General features: G+C 35.1%; 23 protein-coding genes. 8 read left to right on the top strand and 15 right to left on the bottom strand.

Annotation, left to right across the window (positions count from 1 at the left end; translation table 11 throughout):
• Nucleotides 1–110 precede the first annotated feature (110 nt).
• Together AC0UBM_RS02300 and AC0UBM_RS02295 are read left to right on the top strand one after the other, a co-directional pair.
• Complete coding sequence (locus AC0UBM_RS02300) at nucleotides 111–2,489, top strand: S9 family peptidase (RefSeq protein WP_475687496.1); 2,379 nt, start codon at nucleotides 111–113, stop codon at nucleotides 2,487–2,489.
• Between the two features lie 238 nt (nucleotides 2,490–2,727).
• Nucleotides 2,728–2,877, top strand: a complete 150-nt coding sequence (locus AC0UBM_RS02295) for a hypothetical protein (protein ID WP_414034747.1) — start codon at nucleotides 2,728–2,730, stop codon at nucleotides 2,875–2,877.
• 109 nt (nucleotides 2,878–2,986) lie between these two features.
• Here AC0UBM_RS02295 and AC0UBM_RS02290 read toward each other — a convergent pair whose 3' ends face one another.
• Nucleotides 2,987–4,072 (bottom strand): endonuclease/exonuclease/phosphatase family protein, encoded by a 1,086-nt coding sequence (locus tag AC0UBM_RS02290; RefSeq protein WP_475687495.1) that lies wholly within the window; start codon nucleotides 4,070–4,072, stop codon nucleotides 2,987–2,989.
• A 262-nt stretch (nucleotides 4,073–4,334) separates the two neighbouring features.
• Between AC0UBM_RS02290 and AC0UBM_RS02285 the strand changes: the two genes are divergently transcribed.
• Both AC0UBM_RS02285 and AC0UBM_RS02280 read left to right on the top strand, forming a co-directional pair.
• On the top strand, nucleotides 4,335–4,997 hold the full coding sequence (locus AC0UBM_RS02285) for a hypothetical protein (RefSeq protein ID WP_475687494.1): 663 nt from the start codon (nucleotides 4,335–4,337) through the stop codon (nucleotides 4,995–4,997).
• Between the two features lie 11 nt (nucleotides 4,998–5,008).
• Nucleotides 5,009–5,716 carry a PRC-barrel domain-containing protein gene (locus AC0UBM_RS02280; protein ID WP_475687493.1) on the top strand — a complete coding sequence of 236 codons (708 nt, stop codon included), beginning with the start codon at nucleotides 5,009–5,011 and terminating at the stop codon, nucleotides 5,714–5,716.
• Nucleotides 5,717–5,808: 92 nt separating this feature from the next.
• Here AC0UBM_RS02280 and AC0UBM_RS02275 read toward each other — a convergent pair whose 3' ends face one another.
• From AC0UBM_RS02275 to AC0UBM_RS02240, 8 genes are all read right to left on the bottom strand, one after another.
• Nucleotides 5,809–6,972 carry an ABC transporter permease gene (locus AC0UBM_RS02275; RefSeq protein WP_475687492.1) on the bottom strand — a complete coding sequence of 388 codons (1,164 nt, stop codon included), beginning with the start codon at nucleotides 6,970–6,972 and terminating at the stop codon, nucleotides 5,809–5,811.
• Between the two features lie 9 nt (nucleotides 6,973–6,981).
• Entirely contained in the window at nucleotides 6,982–7,935 is a 954-nt protein-coding gene (locus tag AC0UBM_RS02270) for an HlyD family secretion protein (RefSeq protein WP_475687491.1), read from the bottom strand.
• Nucleotides 7,936–7,939: 4 nt separating this feature from the next.
• Nucleotides 7,940–9,358, bottom strand: a complete 1,419-nt coding sequence (locus AC0UBM_RS02265; RefSeq protein WP_475687490.1) for a TolC family protein — start codon at nucleotides 9,356–9,358, stop codon at nucleotides 7,940–7,942.
• 4 nt (nucleotides 9,359–9,362) lie between these two features.
• A complete protein-coding gene (locus AC0UBM_RS02260; protein ID WP_414034754.1) occupies nucleotides 9,363–9,959 on the bottom strand; it encodes a TetR/AcrR family transcriptional regulator in 597 nt (198 codons plus the stop codon).
• Nucleotides 9,960–10,327: 368 nt separating this feature from the next.
• Entirely contained in the window at nucleotides 10,328–10,816 is a 489-nt protein-coding gene (locus AC0UBM_RS02255; protein WP_475687489.1) for a c-type cytochrome, read from the bottom strand.
• Between the two features lie 387 nt (nucleotides 10,817–11,203).
• Complete coding sequence (locus AC0UBM_RS02250) at nucleotides 11,204–11,578, bottom strand: cupin domain-containing protein (RefSeq protein ID WP_038531666.1); 375 nt, start codon at nucleotides 11,576–11,578, stop codon at nucleotides 11,204–11,206.
• A gap of 742 nt (nucleotides 11,579–12,320) precedes the next feature.
• Nucleotides 12,321–12,887 carry a hypothetical protein gene (locus AC0UBM_RS02245; protein ID WP_414034756.1) on the bottom strand — a complete coding sequence of 189 codons (567 nt, stop codon included), beginning with the start codon at nucleotides 12,885–12,887 and terminating at the stop codon, nucleotides 12,321–12,323.
• On the bottom strand, nucleotides 12,880–13,398 hold the full coding sequence (locus AC0UBM_RS02240; RefSeq protein ID WP_414034757.1) for a DUF421 domain-containing protein: 519 nt from the start codon (nucleotides 13,396–13,398) through the stop codon (nucleotides 12,880–12,882). Before AC0UBM_RS02240 ends, AC0UBM_RS02245 begins: the two co-directional genes overlap by 8 nt.
• Before the next feature lie 364 nt (nucleotides 13,399–13,762).
• Between AC0UBM_RS02240 and AC0UBM_RS02235 the strand changes: the two genes are divergently transcribed.
• The 4 genes from AC0UBM_RS02235 to AC0UBM_RS02220 all read left to right on the top strand — a co-directional run bounded on the left by AC0UBM_RS02235 (nucleotide 13,763) and on the right by AC0UBM_RS02220 (nucleotide 18,845).
• Nucleotides 13,763–14,215: a ferritin-like domain-containing protein gene (locus tag AC0UBM_RS02235; RefSeq protein WP_475687488.1), complete on the top strand. Its 453-nt coding sequence runs from the start codon at nucleotides 13,763–13,765 to the stop codon at nucleotides 14,213–14,215.
• Between the two features lie 90 nt (nucleotides 14,216–14,305).
• Nucleotides 14,306–16,102: an FAD/NAD(P)-binding protein gene (locus AC0UBM_RS02230; protein ID WP_475687487.1), complete on the top strand. Its 1,797-nt coding sequence runs from the start codon at nucleotides 14,306–14,308 to the stop codon at nucleotides 16,100–16,102.
• Between the two features lie 168 nt (nucleotides 16,103–16,270).
• Entirely contained in the window at nucleotides 16,271–18,409 is a 2,139-nt protein-coding gene (locus AC0UBM_RS02225) for a catalase (protein WP_475687486.1), read from the top strand.
• A 175-nt stretch (nucleotides 18,410–18,584) separates the two neighbouring features.
• Entirely contained in the window at nucleotides 18,585–18,845 is a 261-nt protein-coding gene (locus AC0UBM_RS02220; protein WP_434036201.1) for a hypothetical protein, read from the top strand.
• A 101-nt stretch (nucleotides 18,846–18,946) separates the two neighbouring features.
• On the opposite strand, the gene AC0UBM_RS02215 is transcribed toward AC0UBM_RS02220, so the two are convergent.
• From AC0UBM_RS02215 to AC0UBM_RS02190, 6 genes are all read right to left on the bottom strand, one after another.
• Nucleotides 18,947–19,381, bottom strand: a complete 435-nt coding sequence (locus tag AC0UBM_RS02215) for a BLUF domain-containing protein (protein ID WP_475687485.1) — start codon at nucleotides 19,379–19,381, stop codon at nucleotides 18,947–18,949.
• Nucleotides 19,382–19,541: 160 nt separating this feature from the next.
• Nucleotides 19,542–20,525, bottom strand: a complete 984-nt coding sequence (locus tag AC0UBM_RS02210) for a DNA topoisomerase IB (RefSeq protein WP_475687484.1) — start codon at nucleotides 20,523–20,525, stop codon at nucleotides 19,542–19,544.
• A 139-nt stretch (nucleotides 20,526–20,664) separates the two neighbouring features.
• Nucleotides 20,665–21,312 carry a ligase-associated DNA damage response endonuclease PdeM gene (gene pdeM, locus AC0UBM_RS02205; protein WP_475687483.1) on the bottom strand — a complete coding sequence of 216 codons (648 nt, stop codon included), beginning with the start codon at nucleotides 21,310–21,312 and terminating at the stop codon, nucleotides 20,665–20,667.
• Between the two features lie 15 nt (nucleotides 21,313–21,327).
• Complete coding sequence (locus AC0UBM_RS02200) at nucleotides 21,328–23,793, bottom strand: ligase-associated DNA damage response DEXH box helicase (RefSeq protein ID WP_475687482.1); 2,466 nt, start codon at nucleotides 23,791–23,793, stop codon at nucleotides 21,328–21,330.
• 3 nt (nucleotides 23,794–23,796) lie between these two features.
• The gene (locus tag AC0UBM_RS02195) at nucleotides 23,797–25,389 is read right to left on the bottom strand and encodes an ATP-dependent DNA ligase (protein WP_475687481.1); all 1,593 of its coding nucleotides are present in this window, start codon (nucleotides 25,387–25,389) and stop codon (nucleotides 23,797–23,799) included.
• On the bottom strand, nucleotides 25,386–26,411 hold the full coding sequence (locus AC0UBM_RS02190; protein WP_475687480.1) for a ligase-associated DNA damage response exonuclease: 1,026 nt from the start codon (nucleotides 26,409–26,411) through the stop codon (nucleotides 25,386–25,388). Before AC0UBM_RS02190 ends, AC0UBM_RS02195 begins: the two co-directional genes overlap by 4 nt.
• Between the last annotated feature and the right edge of the window lie 39 nt (nucleotides 26,412–26,450).

The following is a 26,450-nucleotide window of genomic DNA, read 5'->3' as shown; positions in this document are numbered from 1 at the left end:
AAATTATAAAACACCGATTTAAACTCGGAGTTCACATAATTTTATATCCGCCCTCTTATCGTTATAACAAATCCTTATATTTGGATTCTCACTAAATACAATCCACTTACATGCCTAAAAAAATACTCTTAAGCTTATTGCTTCTAGCCAATTTTTTCGTGACTAAAGCACAAGACAATAATGCATCTGCACTTAGCATAAAACAAATTATGCAAGGCGATGATTTTATTGGTCATCTACCGTCTAATGTGCATTGGTCTGAAAACAGCAATACCATTTACTTTAACTGGAATCCAGAACAAGCATTTAGCGATTCGCTGTATACATATCATACCACTACTAAAGAAATAAAAAAGGTTTCTTTTGAAGATGCTTATAATATCCCGTCTTCTCGCGCCACATATAATGCTACCAAGTCTAAGAAAATATACAGTAAGCATGGCGATGTCTTTTTAATGGACATCCCTTCAGAAAAAATCACTCAAATAACCAACACCGAAGCGTACGAAAGTCAACCGCATTTTACAAATAACGAAGAACATGTTGCTTATGTTTTAAATAACAATATCTATACTTGGGATTTGCATACTGGCGTCACCAAACAAATTACAAACTTTACCAGTACTAAGGATAAAGAAGAGCACCGTAGTGAAAAAGATGAATGGTTATATCAAGATCAGTTGGGATTATTCGATGTCTTAAAAACGCGTAAAGCAAAACAAGACCAACAGGATCTCTTATACGACAAAGCCGATCTTAAGAAACCACTTCCCATTTACACCGATGGTAAATCTATTTCAAATTTACAGTTAAGTCCGAACGAAAATTACGTGACTTACTTAACCATAAAAAGAGAAAAGAACAAAGGAACTATTACCCCTCATTATGTCACCGAATCTGGTTATACCGAAGATCAGAAAACACGTTCTAAAGTTGGCGACACTCCAGACACTTACGAATTACATGTGTACGATATTGCGAACAGAAAAACGTATCCTGTCGTATTAGATAATTTGGAAGGTTTAGATTACATTCCTGAATACACCAAAGAATATCCAGATAAAGACTATATAAACGACAATAGAATTGGCTACATAAGTGGTCCGGTTTGGAACACAGATGGTAGCAAAGCAATTTTAAACATTAATGCAAACGATTATAAAGACCGCTGGATAGTGTTATTAAATGCTGAAGATGGATCAATTACCAACTTAAATCATCAACATAATGAAGCTTGGATTGCAGGCCCAGGGATAGGTGGATACGGTAGTGGCGAATTGGGATGGATGCCAGACCAGAAAAGCATTTGGTTTCAATCGGAAGTTAGCGGATATTCTCATTTATATTCTCTAAACACATCGTCTAAGAAGGCAAAAGCGCTGACTTCTGGAAATTTCGAAATTTACGATCCGTTTATTTCAAACGATAAAAAGCATTGGTATTTTACTGCCAATAAGAATCATCCTGGCGACCGTCAGTTTTACAGCATGCCCATTAATGGCGGAAAATTAAAACAACTTACGGATAAGGTTGGAGGTAATGCCGTTACCTTATCTCCCGACGAAACACAAATGGCCATTTTGTACTCCTATTCTAATGTGCCAACGGAATTATTCTTAAAGCCTAACCCCTTATTCAGTACCACCAATACAAAAGCGATACAAATCACCAACTCTACAACCGACGCTTTTAACGCATACGCATGGAGAGCACCAGAGGTAATTACATTTACCGCTACCGATGGTGCCGAGGTACACGCTAGACTTTACAACCCGGATGCCAAGGTAAAAAACAAAGCCGCTGTTATTTTCGTTCATGGCGCAGGGTACCTTCAAAACGCACATCAGTGGTGGAGCGTGTACTATCGCGAATATATGTTTCATAATTTATTAGTAGATAATGGATACACTGTTCTAGATATAGATTATCGTGGTAGCGCAGGTTATGGTAGCGCATGGCGTACGGGAATTTACCGACATATGGGCGGAAAAGATTTAAGCGATCAGGTAGATGGCGCGGCATATTTAGTAAAAGAATTAGGCATTGATAAAGACAAGGTTGGTATTTACGGTGGTTCGTACGGTGGCTTTATAACCTTAATGGGTATGTTTAACGAAGCTGATACTTTTGCCGCTGGAGCTGCCATTCGTTCGGTTGGAGATTGGGCGGCATATAACCATGGCTACACCGCGCGTATTTTAAATACTCCGGTAACCGATAGTTTGGCTTACCGTAGAAGTTCTCCCATTTACTTTGCCGACGGATTAAAAGGCGATTTACTTATTCTTCATGGTATGGTAGACGATAATGTGCATTTTCAAGATATGGTTCGTGTTTCTCAACGCCTTATTGAACTAGGAAAAACAAATTGGGAAATGGCTGTATATCCTGTAGAACGACATGGTTTTGTTGAGCCTAGCAGTTGGACCGATGAGTATAATAGAATATTTAAGCTATTTAATAAAAGCTTACTTCAAATTAAAGATTAAAGCACACATGCAAATAGGTTCGTAAAAATAGGCACTTCAAGGTGTCAGAAATATAGAGTTAAAGAGATCTAAATTATAATGTAATTGTTAATTGATTTTGCAATCAAGACGGTCAAGGGCAATATGCCTTGCTTCTAAACGAGCTAAAAATGAAATTCTTTCGGTTAAACCAACCTTAAGAAATGCTTTACTTTAGTTATCGAACAAATAGTTAATCAACAATAAAAACATTATACTTATGAAACCAAGTACACTATTAGGAGCCGCATCTGCATTAATGACGAGTAAAAAAGCTAAAATTGTCTTTGTAGCCTTACAGCTAGGATACTTAGCTTATACCTTTATAAAAGATAAACCAGAAGAAAATGTAGAGGATGTAGTAAAATAATTTAAACTACACTTTATAATTAATAGCAAAGGGTGTTATAATAAATCTATAACACCCTTTTTTTATGGGATTAATCTTGGTCTTGTTTAGTATTTGATTATAATTTTTACTATTCGGTAGCCACTTCTGGCCGATCACCTTTCTCTTCTTCTCCTTTTTCAATCATCTCTTCAACTTCTTCCTCTTCTTCTTCATTAAGAGTATCTAAATCTTCTTTAAGCACATTGTCCTTTTTACTTATAAAGAAACTACAAAACAAAGGCAAATGATCACTACCAACATATCTTAATGTTTTAAAATCTTGAATGACTATATGTGGTGAATGAAAACACAAATCTATAGGAAATCGAAGCAATTTATATTTCGCATGATATGTAGAGACAAATCCGCGTCCAATTCTAGGATCTATTAATTTAGAGGTTTTTCTAAATAAAATTGATGATTTTGCCCAAGCAACATTATTAAAATCGCCTACTACAATTACAGGGCCTTCGGTATCTAAAATTCTTTTTCCTAGAGCCAGTAATTCGCCATCGCGTTCTCTAGAGGTATCTTCTTCGGTTGGACTTGGTGGTGGCGGATGAATTCCGAAAAAAGTAAATTGCTCATCATTTTCTAAGCATATACGTGCTTCAATACTTGGTAAATCGTCCGAGATAAAATGATGTATTTTAAGTGATTTTACGGGTAGCTTGGTGTAAAAATGCATTCCATATGTATTCTCTAAAGCTATTTTTTTATAGTTTGGATAATCGTCTTCTATAGCTTCCAATGCATCTTCCCAGGCCTGATTAGATTCCATCGTTAGTAAGATATCAGGCTTGACTTCTTTCACCAATTGTAACAATTCTTCGTAGCGTTCATTAAATTGATAAACGTTAACCGAGATAATAGAAACCGATTGCGTCTCTTTAGGAATATCGTTTACTTGTTTTTTACCATACAACGATGTGTAAGGAATTAGGATAATTAGGTTATGAATTATTACCGATAGTAATACAAAGGCGGTAATTAAAAACAACGTGTCTTTTTCTGCGATACATAACGCTCCAATACTAAGCGTTAATAGCTGAATAATCATTAATTGTATTCTTCCAAATTCCCATACCCGAAACATCCAATGCTGAAAGGGTAATAATGGCAAAAGAGAGGCAAGAATACATATTCCTGAAAAAATATAAAAGGCTAACATCATGGTTGGGATTCGTAGTGGTTTTAATTAAAGTCTAAGGTCTAAATTTAAAATTTACTAAGCTATTATAATTATAAGGTAATCAATCCAAGACTAAATTAATAAATACAAACGGAATAATATTAAAATCAAAAGTGTAAAAATTTTTAAAGTTAACTATAATATGGATTGAGCAATCGGATACCACTATTCAGGAGTAATTTTATCCTGTAACTCTGTATAAAGGAATTAATTAAAAATCCGAAGTACAATAAAAACAATTAAAATGGCAGAAATTAAAATAGAAAAGAAAAAGCCAATTTGGCCGTGGATCTTAGTCATCCTAATTATTCTGGGAATTATAATGTATGTAGTCTATACTCCCAACAATGAAGACATGTATCCTAACGATACTAATACGTATAATAGTACAGATACCATTATACGAAATAACGAAAACGAGTCGGCATACCCAGCAACTTCAACTCAAGAAACTATGGTGAGCTACGAATCGAGTTCTACGTATTTAGTACAATTACAAGAAAATCTAGATGGTTCGACAGCCATTGGAACAGATTCTGTACAAACGCGTAAAGCCTTATATAACTTAGCCTATGCTACAGCATCCAAAGCAGAAGAATCTAATATTTACGATTCGGATGCTTTAAAGAATTTGGAATCTCAATTACAAAAACATACAACTTCTAGCACCAACGATGTAGATATGACAAAGGTTGAGACCTTAGATTTTAAAACCATGAGCTCGGATATTACAACCGTTATTGAAGACATTCAAACCAATCATGCTCCTGAGTTAAAAGAAGATATGTCTAAACTTAAAGAAACCTCCAATGCACTAAGTACAAGCATGGCATGGTCTGAGCAACAAAAAAATATTGAAGCGTATTTTAAACAAGCGCATGATATACTTATCAATATTCAATCTTAAAAAAACTTATTATGAAAACAGACGAAAAGCACTTATACGATTTAAACGAATTATCGGATTATAAAATATCTGAAGGCTATGCCGATATTAGAGGTTGGAATGTAATTGATGCCGATAATCGTGTTATTGGTAAAGTAGATAACCTTTTAGTAAATAAAGATGCGCAACGTGTGGTTTATATCGACGTGGAAGTAGATCAGTCTATAATAGATTCTAAACACGATCCCTACAGCGCTTCCGGAAATAAAGATCTTAGAGAATTTATTAATAAGGATGGAGAAAATCATATCATAATCCCAACCGGACTAATCGATATTAATTCTGATGTAAAACACGTGTATACTCATACCGTAAATCACAGAACGTTCTCTAGTACCAAACGTTACCGCAAAGGCGAAAATATAAATAGAGCATATGAAGTTCAAGTACTAGATTCTTACGAACGTAACCTTGTGCGTCAGAATCTGAAAGATGAATTAAGTCCTAAAAGCACAGAAACTTTAGAAGACACAACCATAGTTGAAGAAGCACGCATTAGAGAAATTGTACGTGAAGAAATAAGGAATTTCCATAATATAGGAACGTCTTATTTTACAAAAGTTGAAGACAACGATACAGACTCTAAAGGATTAGACAACGACCCATATAACGAAGAAAGTTTTTACAATAGACACGAATTTGAAAACAATCCGTTTAAGAGCAGAGGCTCAAAAAGATGATTTTAACTATAATACCAATAAAAGGCTCATTCTATAATTTAGAATGAGCCTTTTTATATGCGTTTGATGTGCTAAACTTCGATTACATTTTATTACAAGGCCACCCTCTTGTTCTGTCTTCTAATTTTAATTTCCAACAATATAAACGATAACCCTGCGAACACAGCGGCAAGAATCATCATTGCTTTTATTTGAGGCATTAAATCGGTTAAATTTGCATGGTACAACATAAGCTTTCTTAAGCCCTCTAGAAAATGAGTTAAAGGAATTGTTTTAGCAAAGGCAACCACATAGCCTGGCATCTGACTTAACGGCCATGTGAATCCGCTCACCACAAAACTAGGTGTAGCTATAACCATTAAGACTTCGGTCGCTTTTAACTGACTAGGAATAGCCACACTAAACAAGACACCTAAGAAACTTACCGAAACCACCAGTGCTGTTATTAAAGCAACTGCTGCCACTGGATTAATATCAAATGGAATACGGAACAACGTAAACATACCACGAATAAGTGCCAAAATAACAATCCCCATAAGCCAAAACGGAATGGTTTTTAAAAACATGGCATTCACCACATTTTTTGCCTTTGGCATAAATTCAGTAAAAAATGTGCGCTCTTCAAATTCCCGAGCAAAACTTAAGGCTAAGGCCAACATAAACACTTGCTGTACAATAACACCAATCATTCCTGGCCATAAAAATTCCATATAATTAGCTGAGGCGTTAAAGAATTTAACGTAACTCACATTAAAAGATTCATACTGACTACTAGCGGTAATCGCTGGCACGCCTTGTTTTTTTAAACCTTCTATTTCAATTCCAGCATTAAGAGATCCTAAGACAATTTGTATGGCTTTAGAGGCATAATTGGCTGTAAGAATATTGGCTGTATTCACTTCAACTTGAACTTCTGGATGACGTTTTTGAATGATATCGGCCTCAAAATGTTCAGGTATGGTAATGATAGAGCTGTATTCCGTTTCGATAATTAAATGACGAATATTATTTTGATTGTAGACCACGTTTGGTGTAACCACTTCATTGTCGTCTAACATATCTATTAGATTATGACTCATGGGAGTATTGTCCAAATCGATCACTAAAATGGGTAAATTATCTACTTTCCCTTTTTTGTAAACGGCACCAAATAATAATCCGTATGCTAATGGCGCACCCAAAAATATGGCCATGATTACCGAGTTGCTCGAAAACAAACGGAACTCTCTTTTAAGTAATGAAATCCAATTTTTCATATCTGTTGTTTACGGTAAAATCACTGTAATGTTCGCGTACAAATCGTTAGCCGATGTGCCTTCAGGAACAATTTTAAGTTCGTAAGTAGCTTCGCCCAATTCGTAATCTGGAAATGCAGAGGTAATGTCGGCATAACGTGTTAATTGTTTAATAGACACTAATTCCCCTTTGTACGAGGTATCTGTAAAAGGAGAATTAACAGTATACGTCTCTCCTATTTTATAATTATTAATTTTACTCTCTGGCACAGTAAACCTAAAAAATGTACTGTTTATTTGGTATCCCGTAAAAATACCATAACCTGGTAGCGCCAACTCACCATCCTTAAGGGCAATGGTCTCTATAGTCATATTTTGAGGCGCTATAATAAAACGTTCGTTATAGGCTACATTGGCTTCCTGCAAGGCGCCTTGAGCACGCTCATAAGTTCCTAGTGCCATTTTTATTTTTTCGTTTCGCACTCCTTTTTTAACCTCGTCGTATTTGGCCTTTACACCAACATATTGCGCTTTGGCTCCTTGATATTTCATATACACTTCATCGTGATTTTGATCGGATACCAAACTATCTTGGTACATGGCGTTTACACGGTTATAGGATTTTTCAGCAAATTCGTATTGCTCGGTTACCGCATCTAGTTTGGCACTAATTTGAGCTAGCTGATCTGAAGATGCACCGTTTAAAGCCAAATCATACTGCGCTCTAGCAGCATCTAATGCACCCTGTGCTTGTTGACGCTTTGCTTCTACTTCGGGTACTTCTAACAAAGCTAAAGTATCTCCTTTATTTACTTGAGCGCCCTCTTCGACATAATGTTCTAATATGCGTCCAGGATATTTGCTAACCACAGTAAGGGCGTTACGTTTTGCTTTACCTTTTACGCCTTCCAGTTTTGTAGACGAATTACAAGCCACTAATGAAACAATAGCAAGGCCTGTAATAAAAATGTTTCTTGATTTCATAAAATTAAAGTTTGTCAATATGTAAGCTACCCGTAGCTTTTAGTAATTCTAATGCGCTATTTCTTTGGTCGCAAACCGTGGTATAATATTCTAAAGTCGTAGTCATATAATCCGATTGAGATTCTAAGTAATCCGACACATCAACCAATCCGTTTTTATATTCTTTATAACTAATTTCCATAGATTCTTGTGCCGTTTCCATTTGCTTTTCTTTTAGTTTTGCCTGTGCAGAAAGGTTTGAATATTGAGACACGCTATTTCTATAATTCAATTCGAGTAACTCCCTAACCTCTTCTTTCCTATTCTGAGTTTGTTCTACTTCCATCTTAATTTTCTGACGCTCGTCTCGGGTATGAAAACCATCAAAAATTTCCCATTTCATGCCTACACCTACCATATTTAACGGATACCCGCTAATTTCATTAAAACCTAAACCCGCAGTTTCTCCATTGGTTAAACCTATGTATTGATGCGAAGCAAAAGCCTGTACTTTTGGAAGATATCCATTAATTTCAGACTTGTACTTATATTGCGTCGCTAATATGGATTCATCTAAAGCTAATAATTCCGGACGGTCTAAATAAGATTTATCGGCGACTTCACTTTCTAAGCGGATATCAATATCCACTTTAATCGTTTTAAGCTCGGTGATTTCTACACCTGTTAATTGATGAAGCTTTAAATACAATAAGTCTTTGGCGCCTTCATACTCTAATATTTTAGAAGCTATATTTAATTGTGCTATCTCTATTTTCTGATATTCATGTTTTGTAATGAGTCCCAAACCTAATGCTTTGGTAGCTCTTTCACTTTCTTGCTCTAGCCTTTTAGATTGTATATCCAGCACTTTCTTGGTCTGTGCTAACAAGGCAATTTTATCATAAAGAGCAGCTATTTCACTAATTAAATCAGCTTCTTCTTGCGTAAACATGTGTTTTTGAGCCTCAATTTTATGCGTCATGGCCTTAGACAAATTGCTTGCCTTGAACCCTGTGAAAATCGTCCACTTCGCTGTTATTCCAGCAATCCACAAATTCCCATCAAAATCTAAGGTTTGATCTAAGGCAGGAATGGTAATTGGAAAACTAGGAATAGTAAATACGGGCAATGAAGGAATACTGGTGGGAAGTGAAATACCTGGAAATTCCAGACTTGCCGACTCAGTATCAATATTAAATTTCCCTGCTGTATAAGCAAATTTTCCATCGGCTTCTAAAGTGGGTAAAAACGTATTATTGATTTGCGATTTTGTTTTCTCACTTATCTGAATTTCAAGTTGCGCATTTTTTAAGCCTACATTTTTTTCCATCGCCTTATAGACTAGCGATTTTAAACTCAATGAATCGTTTTCGGTTTGCGCGCTGGACAGTAAAGGCAACCCAAACAGACTCACAAACACTAACGTATGTAATTTATTTTTCATCGTATTATAATTTAATGGCATCCCAACAAGCTTGTGCATAGGTTTCTATTTCTGTATCTGAAATGGTTAACTTTCCGTAATTCGCCATTTTTACTAGTGAAGTAATCGGACTGTGAGATAAAGCGACTAATGCGCTGTTAGGAATATTTTTTATGATGCCTTCTGCTTTTGCTTTTGTAAAAATTTCTAAAATAGGTTCTAGCAACACATCAGATTGCGTGTCTGCTTGTGAAATAATATAAGGGGAATACGTAAATTGAGTAATAAATTCCGGTTTATTAGGATCGTTTATATATAAATGTAAAATGGCTTTCCAAATATTAAAAAAATCCTCCTTAAATGAAATATTACTGTTGTGGGTAGATTTTATAAGTGCATTGATTTCTGCTCCAATGTGTAGGTATAGCTCTTTTATAACCTCCTCTTTATTTTCAAAATGATTATAAATACTACCTGCCGAAACTTGAGCCGAAGCGGCAATCATTTTTATACTGGTGCCATGAAAACCATACATCGTTATTTGCTCGAGAGCCGCTTGCAAAATAGCACTATGCTTTTCTGCCATTTTTGCTTTTCTAGAAGATATTATTTCGTTTTCCATAATGCAAAGTTAATAAATTTGAATGAACGTTCATTCAAATTTATTAAAGTATTTTACCTTATAGATGTACTGAATCTAAAAAACTGAACACCAAGGCTATTAGTATGTACAAATTACTACTAATTGCAGTCAGTTAGATTCTTAAACCGTAATTATTTTTTTTAGGTAACTGATAACATTTAAACTACGAAGTGTTTAGATATACAATAATAAATTTCATCATTATTTATTGAAAAATAGGATTATAATAATAGAAACATGATTATTATAGGCAGGTATTTTATAACACACGTGTACCACCAACTTTTAACCTAAAAAATTCGGGGAATGTATCCTAAATTAGACGCTTTATAATAGCAATTGCTGCGTTATTTTTGATTTTGAAATTGTTTAGAATTCATATTGCGTCTTTGTCCGCTTTGTTGCTGATAATGCGCTTCGAACCAATCAGGTTGTTCTATCTTAAAATCGTACATATACTCGGCAATTTGCGCAATAGATGTTTCTGGATAGGCAAGTTTAGGCATGAGTCCGAATTGGTTTACGGCACCATACATTTTTACGTTGTTTTTATTCGGATTCTTAATCCAAACCTGCATGGATTCAATAAATGCTTCTTTTGACAGATTCCCATTTAAGTATCTTTTTTTTATGGCAATCATAGGCGGACCAATCCTATTATTTTCAGTTTCCGATAAACCATGGCATGAATAACACAAGGTTTCCATTAATTTCTTACCGGGATGAGCTTGTGTTTTCACCTCTTCTACCTCTGCATAATTGATGTTGCTTTTCTTAGTCCCATTACAAGACACCAAAACTATTGCTAGAGCAACACAGCCTATAAAATTTTTCATGAGAAAATAATTTTATCTGAAAGTACAAGCAATAGTTTACATAAAAAATGACCAATGTCACACTTGTGAAACTTAATGGTTTACAGTGAAATGTATCTTTTATTTCGAAAATATATTTTCTGTTGAAGTAAAGGTATTCCAATATGCTACAAAAAAGCAATTAGTGTATACTTATATTTTAGCTCATGTACTATAGCGTTTGCACACAAGTCTTTTATGACTACAAAATCCCATTAGAATATAAAAAAATGCATAGCTTCCAAAACCTACAAGAGGTATATGGAACACTATGCATTTTTTAATACTAGTTTATTATTCTACTAGAATTTCACCTAAAATTATCAGCGTAAAAAAGTGCCATAACTTTAAGTTTTTAACTCTAGAGTATTAGTCTTTATCTGCGAAATAAGATGGACCTTCACCAGTTAAGAAATCTTCTCTTACAGGGCTAAATGTATCAATTAATTGACCTTCTTCTAAACACACGGCACTATGTAATAAGTTTGGTTCGATGTATACACCATCTCCAGCTTCTACGATTTGCTTTACGCCATCAATTTCAAATTCAAATTTACCTGAAACAACATAGGTAGCTTGAGTATGGAAATGTTGATGTGGTGCTCCTAATGCGCCTTTATCAAATTTCACGCTTACCATCATGATTTGGTTATCGTATCCTAAGAATTTTCTTGAAACTCCTCCTCCAAGAACTTCCCATTCCATATCTTTTGTTACGATGTACTTTTCGCTAAATCTTTTCATTTTTTTAATATTTTGCTTTATAAATTGTTTTATTGTAATGATTGAAGCAAGATAATTAATTTCTTATTCTTAGCGAAGTAAGAACTGAAAATTTTAAGACTTTTCTAGTCATTTTTAACCTTCTTTTTGCCTGAAAGCCCCTTAACAAAAAAATTATGAGATTCGGTAATTTTTATTTCAAAAACCTATGACTTTTATCAGTTATTGCGTGTTTAAAGTCATATACTCTAATAACTAAGCCTAATATTTAAAAGTGTTCATTCTAGAACTCCAGCGTCTCTTAACATGGAATACTCAATTTCAATTCCTAAATATTAAACGTCTTCTGGTCTGCTCCTAGAATGTCATTATCCGTTATAAATCAGAACGCGCTATGTAAACTACAAATCATGTTTTCTGTAAAATACCAGATGTGAATTAATCACTTACTCAATTAATAATGATAAAAACGTGGTGGAAGTTGAAGTGTAACAAACGTCACAATTAATATATTATTTAAATATTACTTTTACTTAAGATACTTAAAATCAATTTAAAATGAGAGGAGATTCAAACACTATGATTTATATTATCGCTGGCGTGGTAATTCTTCATTTTATTGTGGGCTTTATATGGCTTATTGTGAAGCTTTCTAAGAAAAAAGACAATTAAGCGTGTTAAATTATGCGTCAATTATATGGTTTAATTGAAAACTATTAAATAGATTAGATAATTATACTTTATATAAAGATGAAGTAAATTGTTATGATTTCATTTTATCTTTTTCCTCTTCAATTTTGTCATCGGCATCTTCTTTAGACAGTAAAGGATGTTCTTCGTCTCCAAGACCAATAATAGCGATTAAATTAGTAACTGCATTATATAGCATTAGTATTACAGTAATCATCATACCGCTAATAATCGATGTAGACGCTAAGGTGGTCCAATAAATAATTTTAAACCAAGATGTTGGAACATTTTCCGATTCGGCAATGGGAATATTAAAGAATTGAAATAAAATTAATGCCGAAATAAATAAGATCACATCAAATTTTGCGATGCTTAAAACTTGCTGATAATGTTTCTTTTTTAAAGCCGTCTTAGAGTCGTCACTAACACTTAATAAGGTTAATAAAAGCGCCAGAATTGTTGCCGAAGCTAACACAATTGTGTTACACAGCATATTTAAACTATTTAAAGATACTTTTAATAAATGTTTGGCTTCGTAGCCTGAAACATTACCTAAAAAGAATATACCTATTCCTGTAAATACCGATGCTAACAAGCCACCATACATGGCGTTCTTGTTATTACGAAGAAATTTAAACATGCAAATAATCTGTCTTTACATCATTAAGGATACGATAATCCACTCCTTTTTTCTCACTATTATGTATCACTGAAATATCGCCAGTACTTTCAAAAATAACGGCTTTAACTTCATCAAAATCGTGCACATTAGCTTCTCTTAGTTTTGCAATAAGATTGTCCTCGCTCACATTACACGATTTAAGCTTTTCATGTAAAATTTTACCATTCCACATAATGATCTGCGGTTTATTGGTAAATATTTTCCGGAAGAACTCACTTTTTCTAACCAAAAAAGCAAACACCGTCTGAAAACCTATAATAGTCGCCAAGGCAATGCCTCCTTTTACAATAGAATAGTTGCTATTTAAAATTATTGAGGCCAAAACAGAACCAATAGCCACCGTAGATGCAAAATCAAAACTCGACATTTTGGCAAATGTCCGGAGTCCGAAAACACGCGTTAAGACAATAATTATAGTAAAAATCCCAAATACCGATAAAATAAGTAATACTGCTTCTGTAAGTGTCATAGTCGTTTTATTTAACACTAAAATTATAGTGAATCCACCATACCTATTAATTCAAAAAATAAAAATTTTTAACTCAATTAGGCAAACCTAAACCCTGACTGACAAAATGTATTAATCGGATACAAAATACTTCACCTTATTAATTAAATACTGTAGCAAAATCTACTGATAATTTACTATAACAAATTCTTAACATATTACAAATCAAACAAAAGCCAGTAAAATCAAGCGATTCCAAAACCATTTTCAATACAGCACACAACAATATCGTTTGCATCATTTTAATGCTAAACACCTTACTAATTTTACAAAAACAAACAGATGTTTAATCCACATTAAACACTTAATCTAAAAAATAAAAATTATGAAACCATTTAATGAAAATACAGAAAACAAATTAAACGATCTTGTAGAAAAAGCATACGATGCAGAAAAAGGATTTAAAAAAGTTGGAGAACATGTAGACAATCCGAGACTGAAAAAGTTTTTCAATCAGAAGGCTTTAGAAAGAAGTGGCTATATTAACGAACTAACTAGCACACTTCGCGCTCAAGGAATGAATGTTACCGAAGATGACGGAAGTGTAGCCGGTACTTTACACCGTGCTTGGATAGATACTAAAGCATTTTTCTCTATCGATAATGACGAATCTATGTTAGAAGAAGTTAGAACAGGAGAACAAGCTGCAGTTAAAGATTACGAAGACATAATTAACAATTACGAACTAAATCCTGCTGTTAAAAACGTGCTTCTAAAGCAAAAGAATGCTATTGAAATGAGTAGTAAAAAAGCAGATTATTTAGAAGATATTCACTAAATATCAGTTAAAAACCATAGCGGTTAGTTATTAAGAGTTTAGACTGTACACCGTACAGTCTAAACTTTTTTTAAAATAAATTTGAAAAAGATGAAACATTTAAAACTTGCACTTATAGGTTCCGGAGCATCGGCTATCTATTGTTTACAACATATTTTAAACCATGCAGATGAGCTAATAAAACAGTTTCAAAATATTTCTATTTTCGAAAAAAACAAGCATATGGGTTTTGGCATGCCATATAATCCAGCGCTAACAGATAAGTATAATTTATCGAATATTTCTTCTGAAGAAATTCCTGCCTTACCACAAACCTTTGCAGATTGGTTAAGGGCTCAAGACCATAATTTTCTAGAGACCCTAAACGTACATAACTTTCCTATAGAAGATTATAAAATTTATAGCAGAATAGCATTAGGACATTATTTCCACAATCAGTTTAATCTCTTAACTAAAAAGCTTAAAGCCTGCGGATTTGAAGTTAATGAATATGTAAATCATCAGGTTCATGATATTATTCCAAATTCGGATAGTACTTTTAAAATTATTGCGAATACATCAGAGTATATTTTTAACCGTATTATAATTTCTACCGGACATAACATATCTAAAAAGGATAAACCAGACACTGGATACTATGATTCGCCTTGGCCTATTAAGAAAATAATTCCTAAGGAATCGACATACTACAATTTTGAAATTGGCATTCTTGGTGCGTCTTTAAGTGCTTTCGATGTGGTGTCTTCGTTAACACATCGGCATGGTACATTTCACAAGGAGAATAATCGGCTAACATATACACTACATCCTAAAGCTAAAGACTTTAAAATTACGCTTCACGCCGCCGAAGGTTGGTTGCCACATTTACAATACGAGCAACAAGAACCGTTTCGAGAAATTTATAGACATACCACAAGAAATGCCATTTTAAATTTATCAAAAGAAAACGGTGTTTTAAGCATGGAGGATTATTTTAATACCATTTGCAGACCAGCACTTATAAAAGCATTTAAAAAGGATAAAAATAAAGCGATGGTGACGGCCTTGGAAAATCCCCAATTTAGCTTCGAGGACTTTATAAATACCATGTCCGATTCTCATGATTATATTGATTGTTTTGATGGTATGAAGACAGAATTACCTCAGGCCAAAGCATCAATACGTCAAAACAAACCCATAAATTGGATGGAGACTTTAGACGATTTAATGTACACTCTAAACTTCCATACAGAACTTTTATCTGCCGAAGGACATCTATTTTTTAACACCATAGTAAAACCGTTTTTAATGAGTGTTATTGCCGCGCTTCCTTTAGATTCAGCTCACATATTATTAGCCTTACATGAAGCTAAGGTAATAGATTTGGTAGCGGGCAAAGTAGAATTAGATAACACCAATGGGAATGGAAATACCACCATTACAATTCAGACAGAAGAAAAAACCAGCACTAAGACGTATAAAATGTTTATTAATTGTGCTGGACACGATACGGTAGACATGGAACACTATCCTTTTAAATCTCTGGTAAAACATGGCGTGTTAAGCAAAGCTACAGCAAAATTTGAAGATAAAAATCAGGTTCCTTCAGACTTACAAACAAAAAATAAAACCTACTTAAAACTACAAGACGCATACCTATATATTGGAGGTATTGCCGTAGATAGTGCCTATCGCGTAGTTAATCAAAAAAACCAGGTGACTCCAAATATTTACGATATTTCGTTTCCTCATATTTATGGATGCCGACCATATTCTTACGGACTTCAAGCGTGTAATGCCACAAGTGCCATAGTAATACAGTCTTGGTTGTCTGCCAATACACCCAAATATTCCAAAATATCCAAAACACAAATTACAGATATCTACGAGTCTGAGCAGGACTTATAAAAGAAAGGCTTCTAAATCCATAGTTTTTTTATAATCCTTTATTGCTATTTAAAATGCAATACAGCAATTAAAAAAATCATTCAGGTTAATGATAACAGTTGAAAATTAAGAATTTAGAATCCAAATTTGAAACACAATTACAAATTCTAATATCTCAACTCAACGACCATGGCAAAAGAAAAAAAATCAGAAAGTCAAAGTGAAAAAATAGAACAATTAAAGGCCTTCGAAAAAGATAGCTTAGGAAAAGTCCTTACTACAAATCAAGGATTAAAAATAAACGATACCCATAACTCCTTAAAATCTGGAGAACGTGGTTCTACCCTTTTAGAAGATTTCTTACTTCGAGAAAAGATTACAAATTTCGATCATGAACGTATTCCAGAGCGCATCGTTCACGCCCGAGGAAGTGGTGCTCATGGTTATTTTGAATTATACGAGAATTTAGAAGAATTTACCAAAGCAGGTATTTTCACTGATACAAAACGAAAAACACCCGTTTTTGCAAGATTCTCTACAGTTGCGGGCTCTAAAGGTTCGACAGATTTAGCAAGAGACGTACGAGGTTTTGCAGTTAAATTTTATACGCAGGAAGGAACTTGGGATCTTGTAGGTAACAATATGCCTATATTCTTCATTCAAGATGCTATGAAATTCCCAGATCTTATCCATGCTGTAAAACCAGAACCAAATAAAGAAATTCCACAAGCGGCATCGGCTCACGATACGTTTTACGACTTTGTTTCACGCACTACAGAAACCCTTCATAATCAGATTTGGGTAATGAGTGATCGTGCTATTCCAAGAAGTTTAAGAATGATGGAAGGCTTCGGAATCCATACCTTTAGATTAATTAATAAGGAAGGAAAATCTCATTTCGTAAAGTTCCACTGGAAACCCGTTTTAGGTATACATTCTGTAACTTGGGATGAAGCTGTGAAAATTAGTGGTGCAGATTCAGACTTTCATAGACGAGATTTATGGGACGCCATTGATGCTGGACAATTTCCTGAATGGGAATTAGGATTGCAAATTATCCCCGAAGAAGATGAGCATAAATACGATTTCGATTTATTAGATCCTACAAAGTTAGTACCGGAAGAAATGGTACCTGTAAAGATTGTAGGTAAAATGACATTGAATAAAAATCCTGAAAATTTCTTCGCTGAAACAGAACAAGTAGCCTTTTTACCTGGACATATCGTCCCAGGAATAGATTTTACTAACGATCCCCTTTTACAAGGCCGTTTATTTTCTTACAGAGATACGCAATTATCGCGTTTAGGCGGACCAAATTTTCATCAGATACCAATTAACAGACCTGTTGTAGATACGCACAATAACCAACGCGATGGTTTAATGCAAACAGAAATCCCAAAAGGACAAACAGCATATGCTCCAAATTCTTTAGGAGGTGGTTGTCCACATATGGCTAAAATGGCTGAAGGGGGATTCACATCTTATGAAGAGCGTATCGATGCTAAAAAAATTAGAACGAGAAGCGAAAGTTTTAGTGATCACTTTTCTCAACCTGCTCTGTTTTATAGAAGCTTAAAACCGTGGGAACAACAACATATTATGGAAGCCTACAGTTTCGAATTGGGAAAATGTAAGCAAAAAGACATACAAGAACGCATGCTATGGATTATCAATCAGATAGACCACGAATTAGCAGAAATGGTAGCTGACAATCTAGGTCTTAAAGTTCCTAAGCAGATCGAAAAACCTATTAATCAAGCCATTGGAGCAGATGCAGATCCGGAGAAACATGAGCCGGCTAAAAAGAAAAATTATTTAGACCACTCTCCTGCTTTAAGTCAGACAAAATCTAAATACGACACTATAGCCACACGACAAATTGCTGTGTTAGCTGCAGATGGATTTAACGAAAAGCAATACAAAAAAGTTGCCGATGCTTTAGAGAAAGAGGGCGCACAATTAAAAATAATAGCTCCTCATGGTGGCACCATAAAAGGAGATGCAGGTCAGGAATATAAAGTTCATGAATCCATTATTACCACCGAAAGCGTACTTTACGACGCCATATTTATTCCTGGAGGTACAGCCTCTGTAGATTGGATAAAGAAGATGAAAAAATATGTGAAATTTATCAATGAAGCGTTTAAACACTGTAAAGCCATTGCTGCAGAACAGGAAGCAGAAACCTTAATAGATATGACATACGTTAAAGATTACAAAGACGATGAAGCTGTTTTTATTAATGGTAGTCATACTGCTTTTAGAGACGCTATTGCTAATCATAGAAATTGGAATCGACTATCGGTTACAGATAATATTCCAGCTTAAACATTGTATTTAGTAGTACCAAAGACCTTTTGCTTTATAACAAGTAAGAGGTCTTTTTTTTTCAATTTGCTACTATTATTGTTAATTTAATAAAGTTAATTCTTATTTTTTTTGGAGCAACATAATAGGCCTGACAGTAGTACTTTAACCGTTAGATATTTAAACAAACAATACTATGGAACAGACAGATAATGAACACAATAACAATCGCGAACAAGAACGTGAATACAGAGCACAAAACGATCATTTGGATTTGAATGATTTACAAAAAAAATGGAATGAAATTCAGAATGAATACAGAAAAAAGTATCCGTCGCTCACTTCCGAGGATGTAGATTATCGTTCTGGAGAATTCGATTCTATGACCGATCGTTTAGCACAACGCACCAATAGAACGCGTACAGATATTCAAAATGAAATTAATGATTGGGATTAGCTATTAATCTCAAACTTTCTTAAGCTTCATCCTAACCAAATGAAGCTTTTTTTATGTTTAAACGCGAATAAGCATCTTATTACTACGATAAAATAACAAGTTTAAATTGTTTCATATTCTTGTTTGGGATCCGATTCTAAAACTCTTCGTACATGTCCCCAAAAACTCCGTAAAGACCCCGAAGATTTCTCAGAAAATGAGGATAGCATAAGTAAATTATTTACAAACTGAGTCGAAAATTGATCTTCTGGCCTATGAAATGCCATACTCCATCTATTAAAATATCGTTTTTCTACATAATTTTCCCATAACAGCGTAATAGAATCGTGACGATTATCTGCTTTTATTTTTTCAAAAATTTCGAGAACATCATTTTTTTCACCTTCCAGAATCTGAACAAAACTATGATTATGATAAATTAGACATCCCGTAACATCTTTGCTAGCATTAATAACACTGGCTGTTTCTAATATATTTTCTAATTGGACTAGTTCGAGTTCGGGTATGGATTTAGAATGATAATTTAATTGATACATGAATAATATGGGATTAAAAACATGCCAAAATTCATTGATTTCGAATATCTTGACGCAATCAAGGTATCATTTTTAACCGAATTATTCAAAATAATAGAAAAAGTAATTTTTTTTATAAAAAATTCCGAAAATTAAATGAACTTACCAATTAAGCATTTCTCTATTTTAATTTTTTATTTAACAGACATAACACACCAATTTCTTCTCGAGATAAATTTTCATTTAATTTAAGTAATCGAGAGATTTCTTTTTGGAAATAATTAATGGTTTTACCATCTATATATTCATCAATAACACGCGGATCTATATACGAACTACGCGCAACAGAAGGCGTATTTCCTAACCGCTCACTCACCTTAATCACAGCTTCTCGAATATTCTTATCCAATTCTTTTTGGTCTTGTTTTTCGGAATATCCTATTTCATCCAATGCTATGGCAGCGATAACAGTTCCTGCCCACGTTCTAAAATCTTTGGCCGAGAATTCTTCTCCCATAACCTCTCGGATATAGGCATTTAGATGTTCGCTTTTTACATCCTGCTTGACTCCGTCTTCATCTATAAATTTAAAAATTTCATAGCCTGGTAAATCGTCTATCTCCTGAACTATTTTAGCTAATTTTTTATCGACAATATGGCGTTCTTGCTCTTTTCCGGATTTACCAACGTAGCTGAATATTAGTTCATCGCCTTCAATTTGTAAATGTTTACTCCGCATCGTTGTTAGACCGTAACTATGATTTTCTTTAGAATACCGATCGCTTCCTGGTCTAAAATAAGCGGCCTCCAACAATCTAACCATACATGCCAATACTTTTTCTTTGGCAAGCTTACGTTTACGCAAATGCTGACCTGTTACTCGTCGCATACGCTCCAGTTTATCGGCAAATTTTAGTATGCGATTAAACTTTTCCTGATTTTGTTTTTCTCTAAATTTAGGATTATAAATGTACTGTTTACGATCTTTATCGTCCCGTCCGGTGACTAAAATTTTGGCGTTTTTCTTCGGATTAATTTCAACTTCTGTCCATGCGGGAGGAATAACCAAGGATTTAAACCATGACTTTAATTCTTTATCTTTTACCGTTATATTATCAGCATCGACATAACGAAAGCCTTTGCCATGTTTTTTTCTGTAGTACATGATATGATTTCAATTAACTCATATAAAATAAGCTGATTTTCTCTACATGCATTAGCTCTAAAGACAGTAAATTTAATGCATTAAAAAAGCCAAGCTTTATCGCTATATTATAGGTCTAATGCAAATGATGCCAATCACATTACGAATGAAGAGCAATCTCTAAAACCTCATCTTCGGTATTCACAAAAATGCGTTCGCCAGATTTGGGTTTAATGATGTAATTTCCCGTAAACACACCAAACGCTGGAAATATCATCTGGTTGTCTTTCCAATAGAAACAACTTAGTTTTAAATGTTGTCTTCCTAAACCTAATAATTGCACGCCTGGATGAATGTGTCCTGAAAAATTATAAAGTCCTTCGCGCGTTTCCGGATGATGCGTTAACAAGAAACCGTCGTGTTCCCACTCTTGCAACACCTCTACACCCAACTGTGTATAGCGTTCTTCATCAATAATGTCATGATTTCCTGAAATTAAAATCACTTTGCAATTTAAAGTCTCAATCCACGCTTTAAATAATAACCATTCGTTGTTCATATAACTGTGAAATAAATCGCCTAAAAAGCAGATTGTATCACTTTCGAAATTAGAAATTACCGATTTTAACTGATTAAAATTATGATGTAAGGAAGCTTGCGGAATCGCGCTACCATGTTTTCTAAAATGGGTAATTTTTCCCAAATGAACGTCTGCAATTAACAACATGCGTTTAGCTTCCCAATAGGCTACGCCTGAAGGATGCAGAATGAAGTTTTGATGATTACAGTGTACCCGAAGTGTTTTCATTGTGTATAAATATAATTAGGATTTTTCCAATTGAATGGTCATCCGTCTAATGCGATCTGCCAATTTCTCCGAAGACAGTTTAGCGCGTAATCGGTCTGTAATAATCGGAAAAGAAAATGGTGTGGGTTTGGCACACGATTTCCAAATGATATTTTGGTTATTAATACGCATTAAGGCTAATTGTAATCGTCCTTCTTCCAATTGATGCTCGAAGGTTTCTGTAAATGCTTGCTGAAATAATAAATTATCGGGTTCGTAATCTTCGAACACCCCAAATAAGAGTTGCGAACTGGCTTGCAAGTGTTTACTCTTAACCAATTTGCTTGGAAACCCTGTAAAGACTAATCCCGAAATTACGGCTATATCACGAAACTTTCGCTTTGCCATTTCTGAAGCGTTGATACTTTTTTCTAAATCACTTCTTAAATACTCTGACGAGAACAAATTATTATCTAAAATAGCCTGAATATCTATGGGTTGATCGGATAATAACTCGAAACCATAATCGTTAAATGCAATAGTAAACGAAATGGGATGTAACAAACTTAAACGATACGCCAATAAACTCCCCATGGCTTCATGCACAAAATAGCCTTCAAATGGATAGAAAACGGCATGATAGCCTTCTCGAGTTTTAAAGGTTTCAATTAAAAATTCATCGGCATTTGGAACCAAACTTTCCTTGTTCTGTCGTATTAAAATAGGTTCTAAAGCTTTTAATTCTTTTGATTTATCTGTGTCGTTAGAATTTAAAAGATAGAGTTCTTCACGAATCAAATGACTCATTTCTGAAGAAAAACTCATGCGTCCTCCCATCCAATTGGGAATTTTAGCATTTTTCTGCTTGGATTTTTTCACCAACACCTGCATATTTCTAATTCGGAACAACTCCAGTTGCCGTCCAGCAAATGTAAATACATCGCCAGGTCTTAATTTTGAAATAAAACTTTCTTCAATAGAACCAATATAACCGCCTTTTAAAAACTTTACATTTAAAACAGAATCACTAACAATAGTACCTATTTGCAAACGGTGTCGCATAGCTACGGCCCTACTGTTTACTTTAAATTTCCCATCAGATTCTATGTCTACACGTTTATATTCGTCGTAAGCTTGTAAACTTTGTCCGCCAAGTGTTATAAAATTAAGAATCCATTGAAACTGTTCCTCTCTTAATGTCTGAAAACAAAATGTACTTTTAACTTCCGGATAAATAATCTCTGGATAAAATCCGTCGGACACTGCCAAAGTCACAAGATACTGTACAAGCACATCAAAACTATTCAGATACGGCACACGGTCTTCTACAACCGTATTAGAAACGGCTTTTATTAGAGCCGAAGCTTCTATTAATTCTAAGGCGTGCGTTGGTAAAAAATAAATGACACTTGTTTTTCCTGGCTGGTGACCGCTTCGTCCCGCACGTTGCATAAATCGAGATACACCTTTCGGTCCTCCAACTTGAATAATAGTATCCACCGGAGCAAAATCTACCCCTAAGTCTAAACTTGAAGTACAAACCACAATTTTAAGACTCCCTTCTCTTAGCGCTTGTTCTACCCACAGCCGTGTCTCCCGACTCATACTTCCGTGATGCATGGCTATATCGCCTGCAAATTCAGGATGCTTTTCTAAAATATTTTGAAACCAAATTTCACACTGCGATCGCGTGTTTGTAAAAATTAATGTCGATTGACTTTCTTCTAGTATAGGAATAATATCTTCTAATAGATGTAATCCCAAATGCCCTCGCCATGGGAATTTCTCAATCTTTTTAGGGATGATAGATAAGACATTTATTTTCTTTCTAATATTGGCTTTTATTAAAACGGAGTTCGCTACACGTTCTTTATCTACGCCTAATAACACCTCTCGCGCCTGTTCCAGATTTCCTATGGTTGCAGACACACCCCAAGTGCGTAGGCTAGGCGAAATGGCATTTAACCGGGATAAAGCCAAAGTCATTTGCACGCCACGTTTATTAGCAACAAGTTCATGCCACTCGTCTACCACCACACCAATTACGTTTTTAAATATTTTATCGTAGCCCTTGGTCGCCAGTAATAATTGCAAACTTTCTGGCGTCGTAATTAATAAGCTCGGCATGTTTCGTTTCTGCGCGGCACGTTCTTTAGTCGAGGTATCTCCAGACCGGATACCAACAGTTAAAGGCACGTCTAAATCTTTAACAAAGCGTTCGGCGGCCTGTTTAATTTCTACCGATAATGCTCTTAACGGCGTAACCCAAATGGCTAAAAGTCCTTTTTGCGGTTTAGACGTATAATTTGGGTGTCTTTTCATATATTCTAAAACGATAGGAACCCATAACGCATAGGTTTTTCCGCTTCCCGTAGGCGCGTTTAGAAGTCCGTTTTTTCCCTGTAAAAAAGCGGTCCAAGTTTGTTTTTGAAATGGAAACGGTTCCCAGTTTTGTTGTTTAAACCAATCGTGTGCTATATGCTCTAACTCCTTTCTGTTCATATATCAACTAAGCATTAACGATTCTAAATCTTCTAATTTATTCGCGTCTTCAATCTTTTTGTCTTGTCTCCATCTTAAAATTCTTGGAAATCGCGTCGCATAACCACTTTTATGCCGGCTTGATGGTGCAATGCCTTCAAAAGCAATTTCGAAAACCAATTCTGGTGTTACACTCCGCACTGGTCCGAAACGTTCTACAGTGTTTCGTTTAATCCAATTATCTACTTTTCTAAACTCGGCATCGGTTAATCCAGAATAAGCTTTTGCAAAGGTGACGAGTTTATCATCGCTATCCCATAAGCCAAACGTATAGTCGGTAAACAAGTTACTTCGTCTTCCGTGTCCTCGCATGGCGTACGTTAAAACGGCATCTATGGTTAATGGATCTGTTTTCCATTTCCACCAATCTCCTTTTTTTCGTCCTACTAAATATTTAGAATCCTTTCGTTTAATCATGAGTCCTTCGCTTCGCATTTCTCTGGCACGATTACGCTCTTCAGCAACCGCTTCCCACGAATCGCAATCCACCGTTTCGGACAATTGAAGTGGTAAATTCTCTATATTTAAATGCTGTATTAAGTTTTCAAGGATAAGGCGTCTCTCCGAAAATGGCAGTTGTCTGAGGTCTCTACCTTCCCATTCTAGTATATCGTAAACTTTTAAAATAACGGGCGTTTTTTCTAGAAGCGCTTTACTCACGGTTTTTCTTCCTATACGTGTTTGCAAATCTTGAAACGTTCCAATATCGTTATTCGGAAAAGGTAAGATCTCACCATCTAATACTGTACCGTTTGGGAGTTCATCTTTAAATATATGAAACTCGGGGTATTTATCTGTGACTAATTCCTCACCACGACTCCATACAAACAATTCATTATCTCGGATAATGGTTTGCGATCTAATACCATCCCATTTATGTTCAAAACTCCAATCTTCTATCTTACCGAGGTCTGAAACCGGCCCTTCTAAACCATAGGCCAAGTAAAATGGATACGGTTTAGAAATAAAATCTGAAGCCTTTTCTTGTAACACCAAATCTTCAAAAGATATGGTACTCGGATCCCATTTCCCCATTAATTTATAGGCCAAAACATCTTCATCTACTCCTGTGGCCATAGACAAAGCACGTGTCATTAATTTCTGACTCACTCCTATTCTAAATCCGCCTGTAATTAATTTGGTAAACACAAAACGTTCGTAATAATTAAGAGTGTTCCAATTTTTCGTGACATACTGTTTCTTAATCGCATCATCCTCTTTTTTAAGCATAATCATTTCATTTAGGAATTGCGTTAAGGACTTATCACTAGTGTTTTTATTTGGAGGTAAAATAAGCGCTATCGTTTCTGCCAAATCTCCAACAATATGATAAGATTCTTCAAATAACCACAGCGGTATATTGGCTAATTCTGAAGCCCAAGTTCTAAGCAGTGTTGTATTTATTGGTCTTGGCGGTCTTCTATGAGATAGAATGGCAATGGTCCACACCCGATCTTCATCACCCGCTTGTTTAAAATATTCGGAAAGCGCATTGACCTTTAAAGTCGTTTTAGTGGTGCTATCTAAAGTTCGTACTAATTCTGCAAAGTGTCTCATGCCTCTACCTCTTTTTCTCGTTTGGTATCCAACTCGTTTAATTCGCCCTCAAACTGTGTATTTTCGGTACGAGCATCTAAGCCTAGGGTTCGTAGATATTTTGAAAACACATCGGTGTATCCGTGTGTACAAATCACTTTTTCTGCTCCTGTAGCTTCCACTGCTGTTAAGAGCTCCTGCCAATCGCAATGATCGGACATTACAAAACCTCGATCTACTGCTCGACGTCTTCTAGCGCCTCTAAACGCCATCCAACCACTGGCAGATGCCGTAACATAAGGCACCATTTTTCTGATCCACGTCGAACCATGAGCACTTGGTGGTGCCAATACGATGTTGCCTAACAATTCTTTCTTGGTGGTCTCTCGCGTTATGCGTGTAGTTTCAGGAAAATCCATCATGGGACGAATAACCTCTGTCATATTTTCTATAGCGCCATGGGTGTAAATTTTACCGATATTCGGATCTAAATGTTTTAATAAACGCTGAGCTTTTCCAAGGGAATAGCCAAACAATATTGAGGTTTGGTTCGCCTCCTTATTGGTTGCCCACCATGTATTAATGTCGTTAAAAACTTCGGCTTGTGGTGTCCATCTAAAGGCAGGTAATCCAAATGTACATTCGGTGATAAAGGCATGACATTTTACAGGTTCGAAAGGCACAGCAACGCCATCCTCTTCCAATTTATAATCGCCAGAAAACACCCAAACTTCTCCACGATATTCCACACGTATTTGTGAACTTCCTATAATATGTCCCGCAGGATGCAATGAAAATTTCACATTATTAATAATAAAAGATTCGTTATAATTCACGCCACTTACCTGAATATCTCCCAACCTATGTTTAATAATTGGGACATTAGTATGGTGCGTAATATATTTTTTATGACCATAACGACTATGATCGGCGTGACCGTGAGAAATAATCGCACAATCTACCGGTTTCCAAGGATCTAAGTACACATTGGCAACCTCACAGTAAATACCGTTGTCGTTAAATACTAATAAAGGTGTCTTCATGTAGCTCTTTTTATTAAAGATATAACTATCTAACCAAAC

It is taken from the genome of Formosa sp. F44, from assembly GCF_056238645.1.
The sequence above is the reverse complement of the archived record's forward strand: the minus strand, read 5'-3'. Positions and strand labels throughout refer to the sequence as shown.

Coding starts and splice junctions, on each gene's coding strand:
- AC0UBM_RS02300 (WP_475687496.1), top strand. CDS start 111: ATGCCTAAAAAAATACTCTTAAGCTTATTGCTTCTAGCCAATTTTTTC.
- AC0UBM_RS02295 (WP_414034747.1), top strand. CDS start 2,728: ATGAAACCAAGTACACTATTAGGAGCCGCATCTGCATTAATGACGAGT.
- AC0UBM_RS02290 (WP_475687495.1), bottom strand. CDS start 4,072: ATGATGTTAGCCTTTTATATTTTTTCAGGAATATGTATTCTTGCCTCT.
- AC0UBM_RS02285 (WP_475687494.1), top strand. CDS start 4,335: ATGGCAGAAATTAAAATAGAAAAGAAAAAGCCAATTTGGCCGTGGATC.
- AC0UBM_RS02280 (WP_475687493.1), top strand. CDS start 5,009: ATGAAAACAGACGAAAAGCACTTATACGATTTAAACGAATTATCGGAT.
- AC0UBM_RS02275 (WP_475687492.1), bottom strand. CDS start 6,972: ATGAAAAATTGGATTTCATTACTTAAAAGAGAGTTCCGTTTGTTTTCG.
- AC0UBM_RS02270 (WP_475687491.1), bottom strand. CDS start 7,935: ATGAAATCAAGAAACATTTTTATTACAGGCCTTGCTATTGTTTCATTA.
- AC0UBM_RS02265 (WP_475687490.1), bottom strand. CDS start 9,358: ATGAAAAATAAATTACATACGTTAGTGTTTGTGAGTCTGTTTGGGTTG.
- AC0UBM_RS02260 (WP_414034754.1), bottom strand. CDS start 9,959: ATGGAAAACGAAATAATATCTTCTAGAAAAGCAAAAATGGCAGAAAAG.
- AC0UBM_RS02255 (WP_475687489.1), bottom strand. CDS start 10,816: ATGAAAAATTTTATAGGCTGTGTTGCTCTAGCAATAGTTTTGGTGTCT.
- AC0UBM_RS02250 (WP_038531666.1), bottom strand. CDS start 11,578: ATGAAAAGATTTAGCGAAAAGTACATCGTAACAAAAGATATGGAATGG.
- AC0UBM_RS02245 (WP_414034756.1), bottom strand. CDS start 12,887: ATGTTTAAATTTCTTCGTAATAACAAGAACGCCATGTATGGTGGCTTG.
- AC0UBM_RS02240 (WP_414034757.1), bottom strand. CDS start 13,398: ATGACACTTACAGAAGCAGTATTACTTATTTTATCGGTATTTGGGATT.
- AC0UBM_RS02235 (WP_475687488.1), top strand. CDS start 13,763: ATGAAACCATTTAATGAAAATACAGAAAACAAATTAAACGATCTTGTA.
- AC0UBM_RS02230 (WP_475687487.1), top strand. CDS start 14,306: ATGAAACATTTAAAACTTGCACTTATAGGTTCCGGAGCATCGGCTATC.
- AC0UBM_RS02225 (WP_475687486.1), top strand. CDS start 16,271: ATGGCAAAAGAAAAAAAATCAGAAAGTCAAAGTGAAAAAATAGAACAA.
- AC0UBM_RS02220 (WP_434036201.1), top strand. CDS start 18,585: ATGGAACAGACAGATAATGAACACAATAACAATCGCGAACAAGAACGT.
- AC0UBM_RS02215 (WP_475687485.1), bottom strand. CDS start 19,381: ATGTATCAATTAAATTATCATTCTAAATCCATACCCGAACTCGAACTA.
- AC0UBM_RS02210 (WP_475687484.1), bottom strand. CDS start 20,525: ATGTACTACAGAAAAAAACATGGCAAAGGCTTTCGTTATGTCGATGCT.
- pdeM (WP_475687483.1), bottom strand. CDS start 21,312: ATGAAAACACTTCGGGTACACTGTAATCATCAAAACTTCATTCTGCAT.
- AC0UBM_RS02200 (WP_475687482.1), bottom strand. CDS start 23,793: ATGAACAGAAAGGAGTTAGAGCATATAGCACACGATTGGTTTAAACAA.
- AC0UBM_RS02195 (WP_475687481.1), bottom strand. CDS start 25,389: ATGAGACACTTTGCAGAATTAGTACGAACTTTAGATAGCACCACTAAA.
- AC0UBM_RS02190 (WP_475687480.1), bottom strand. CDS start 26,411: ATGAAGACACCTTTATTAGTATTTAACGACAACGGTATTTACTGTGAG.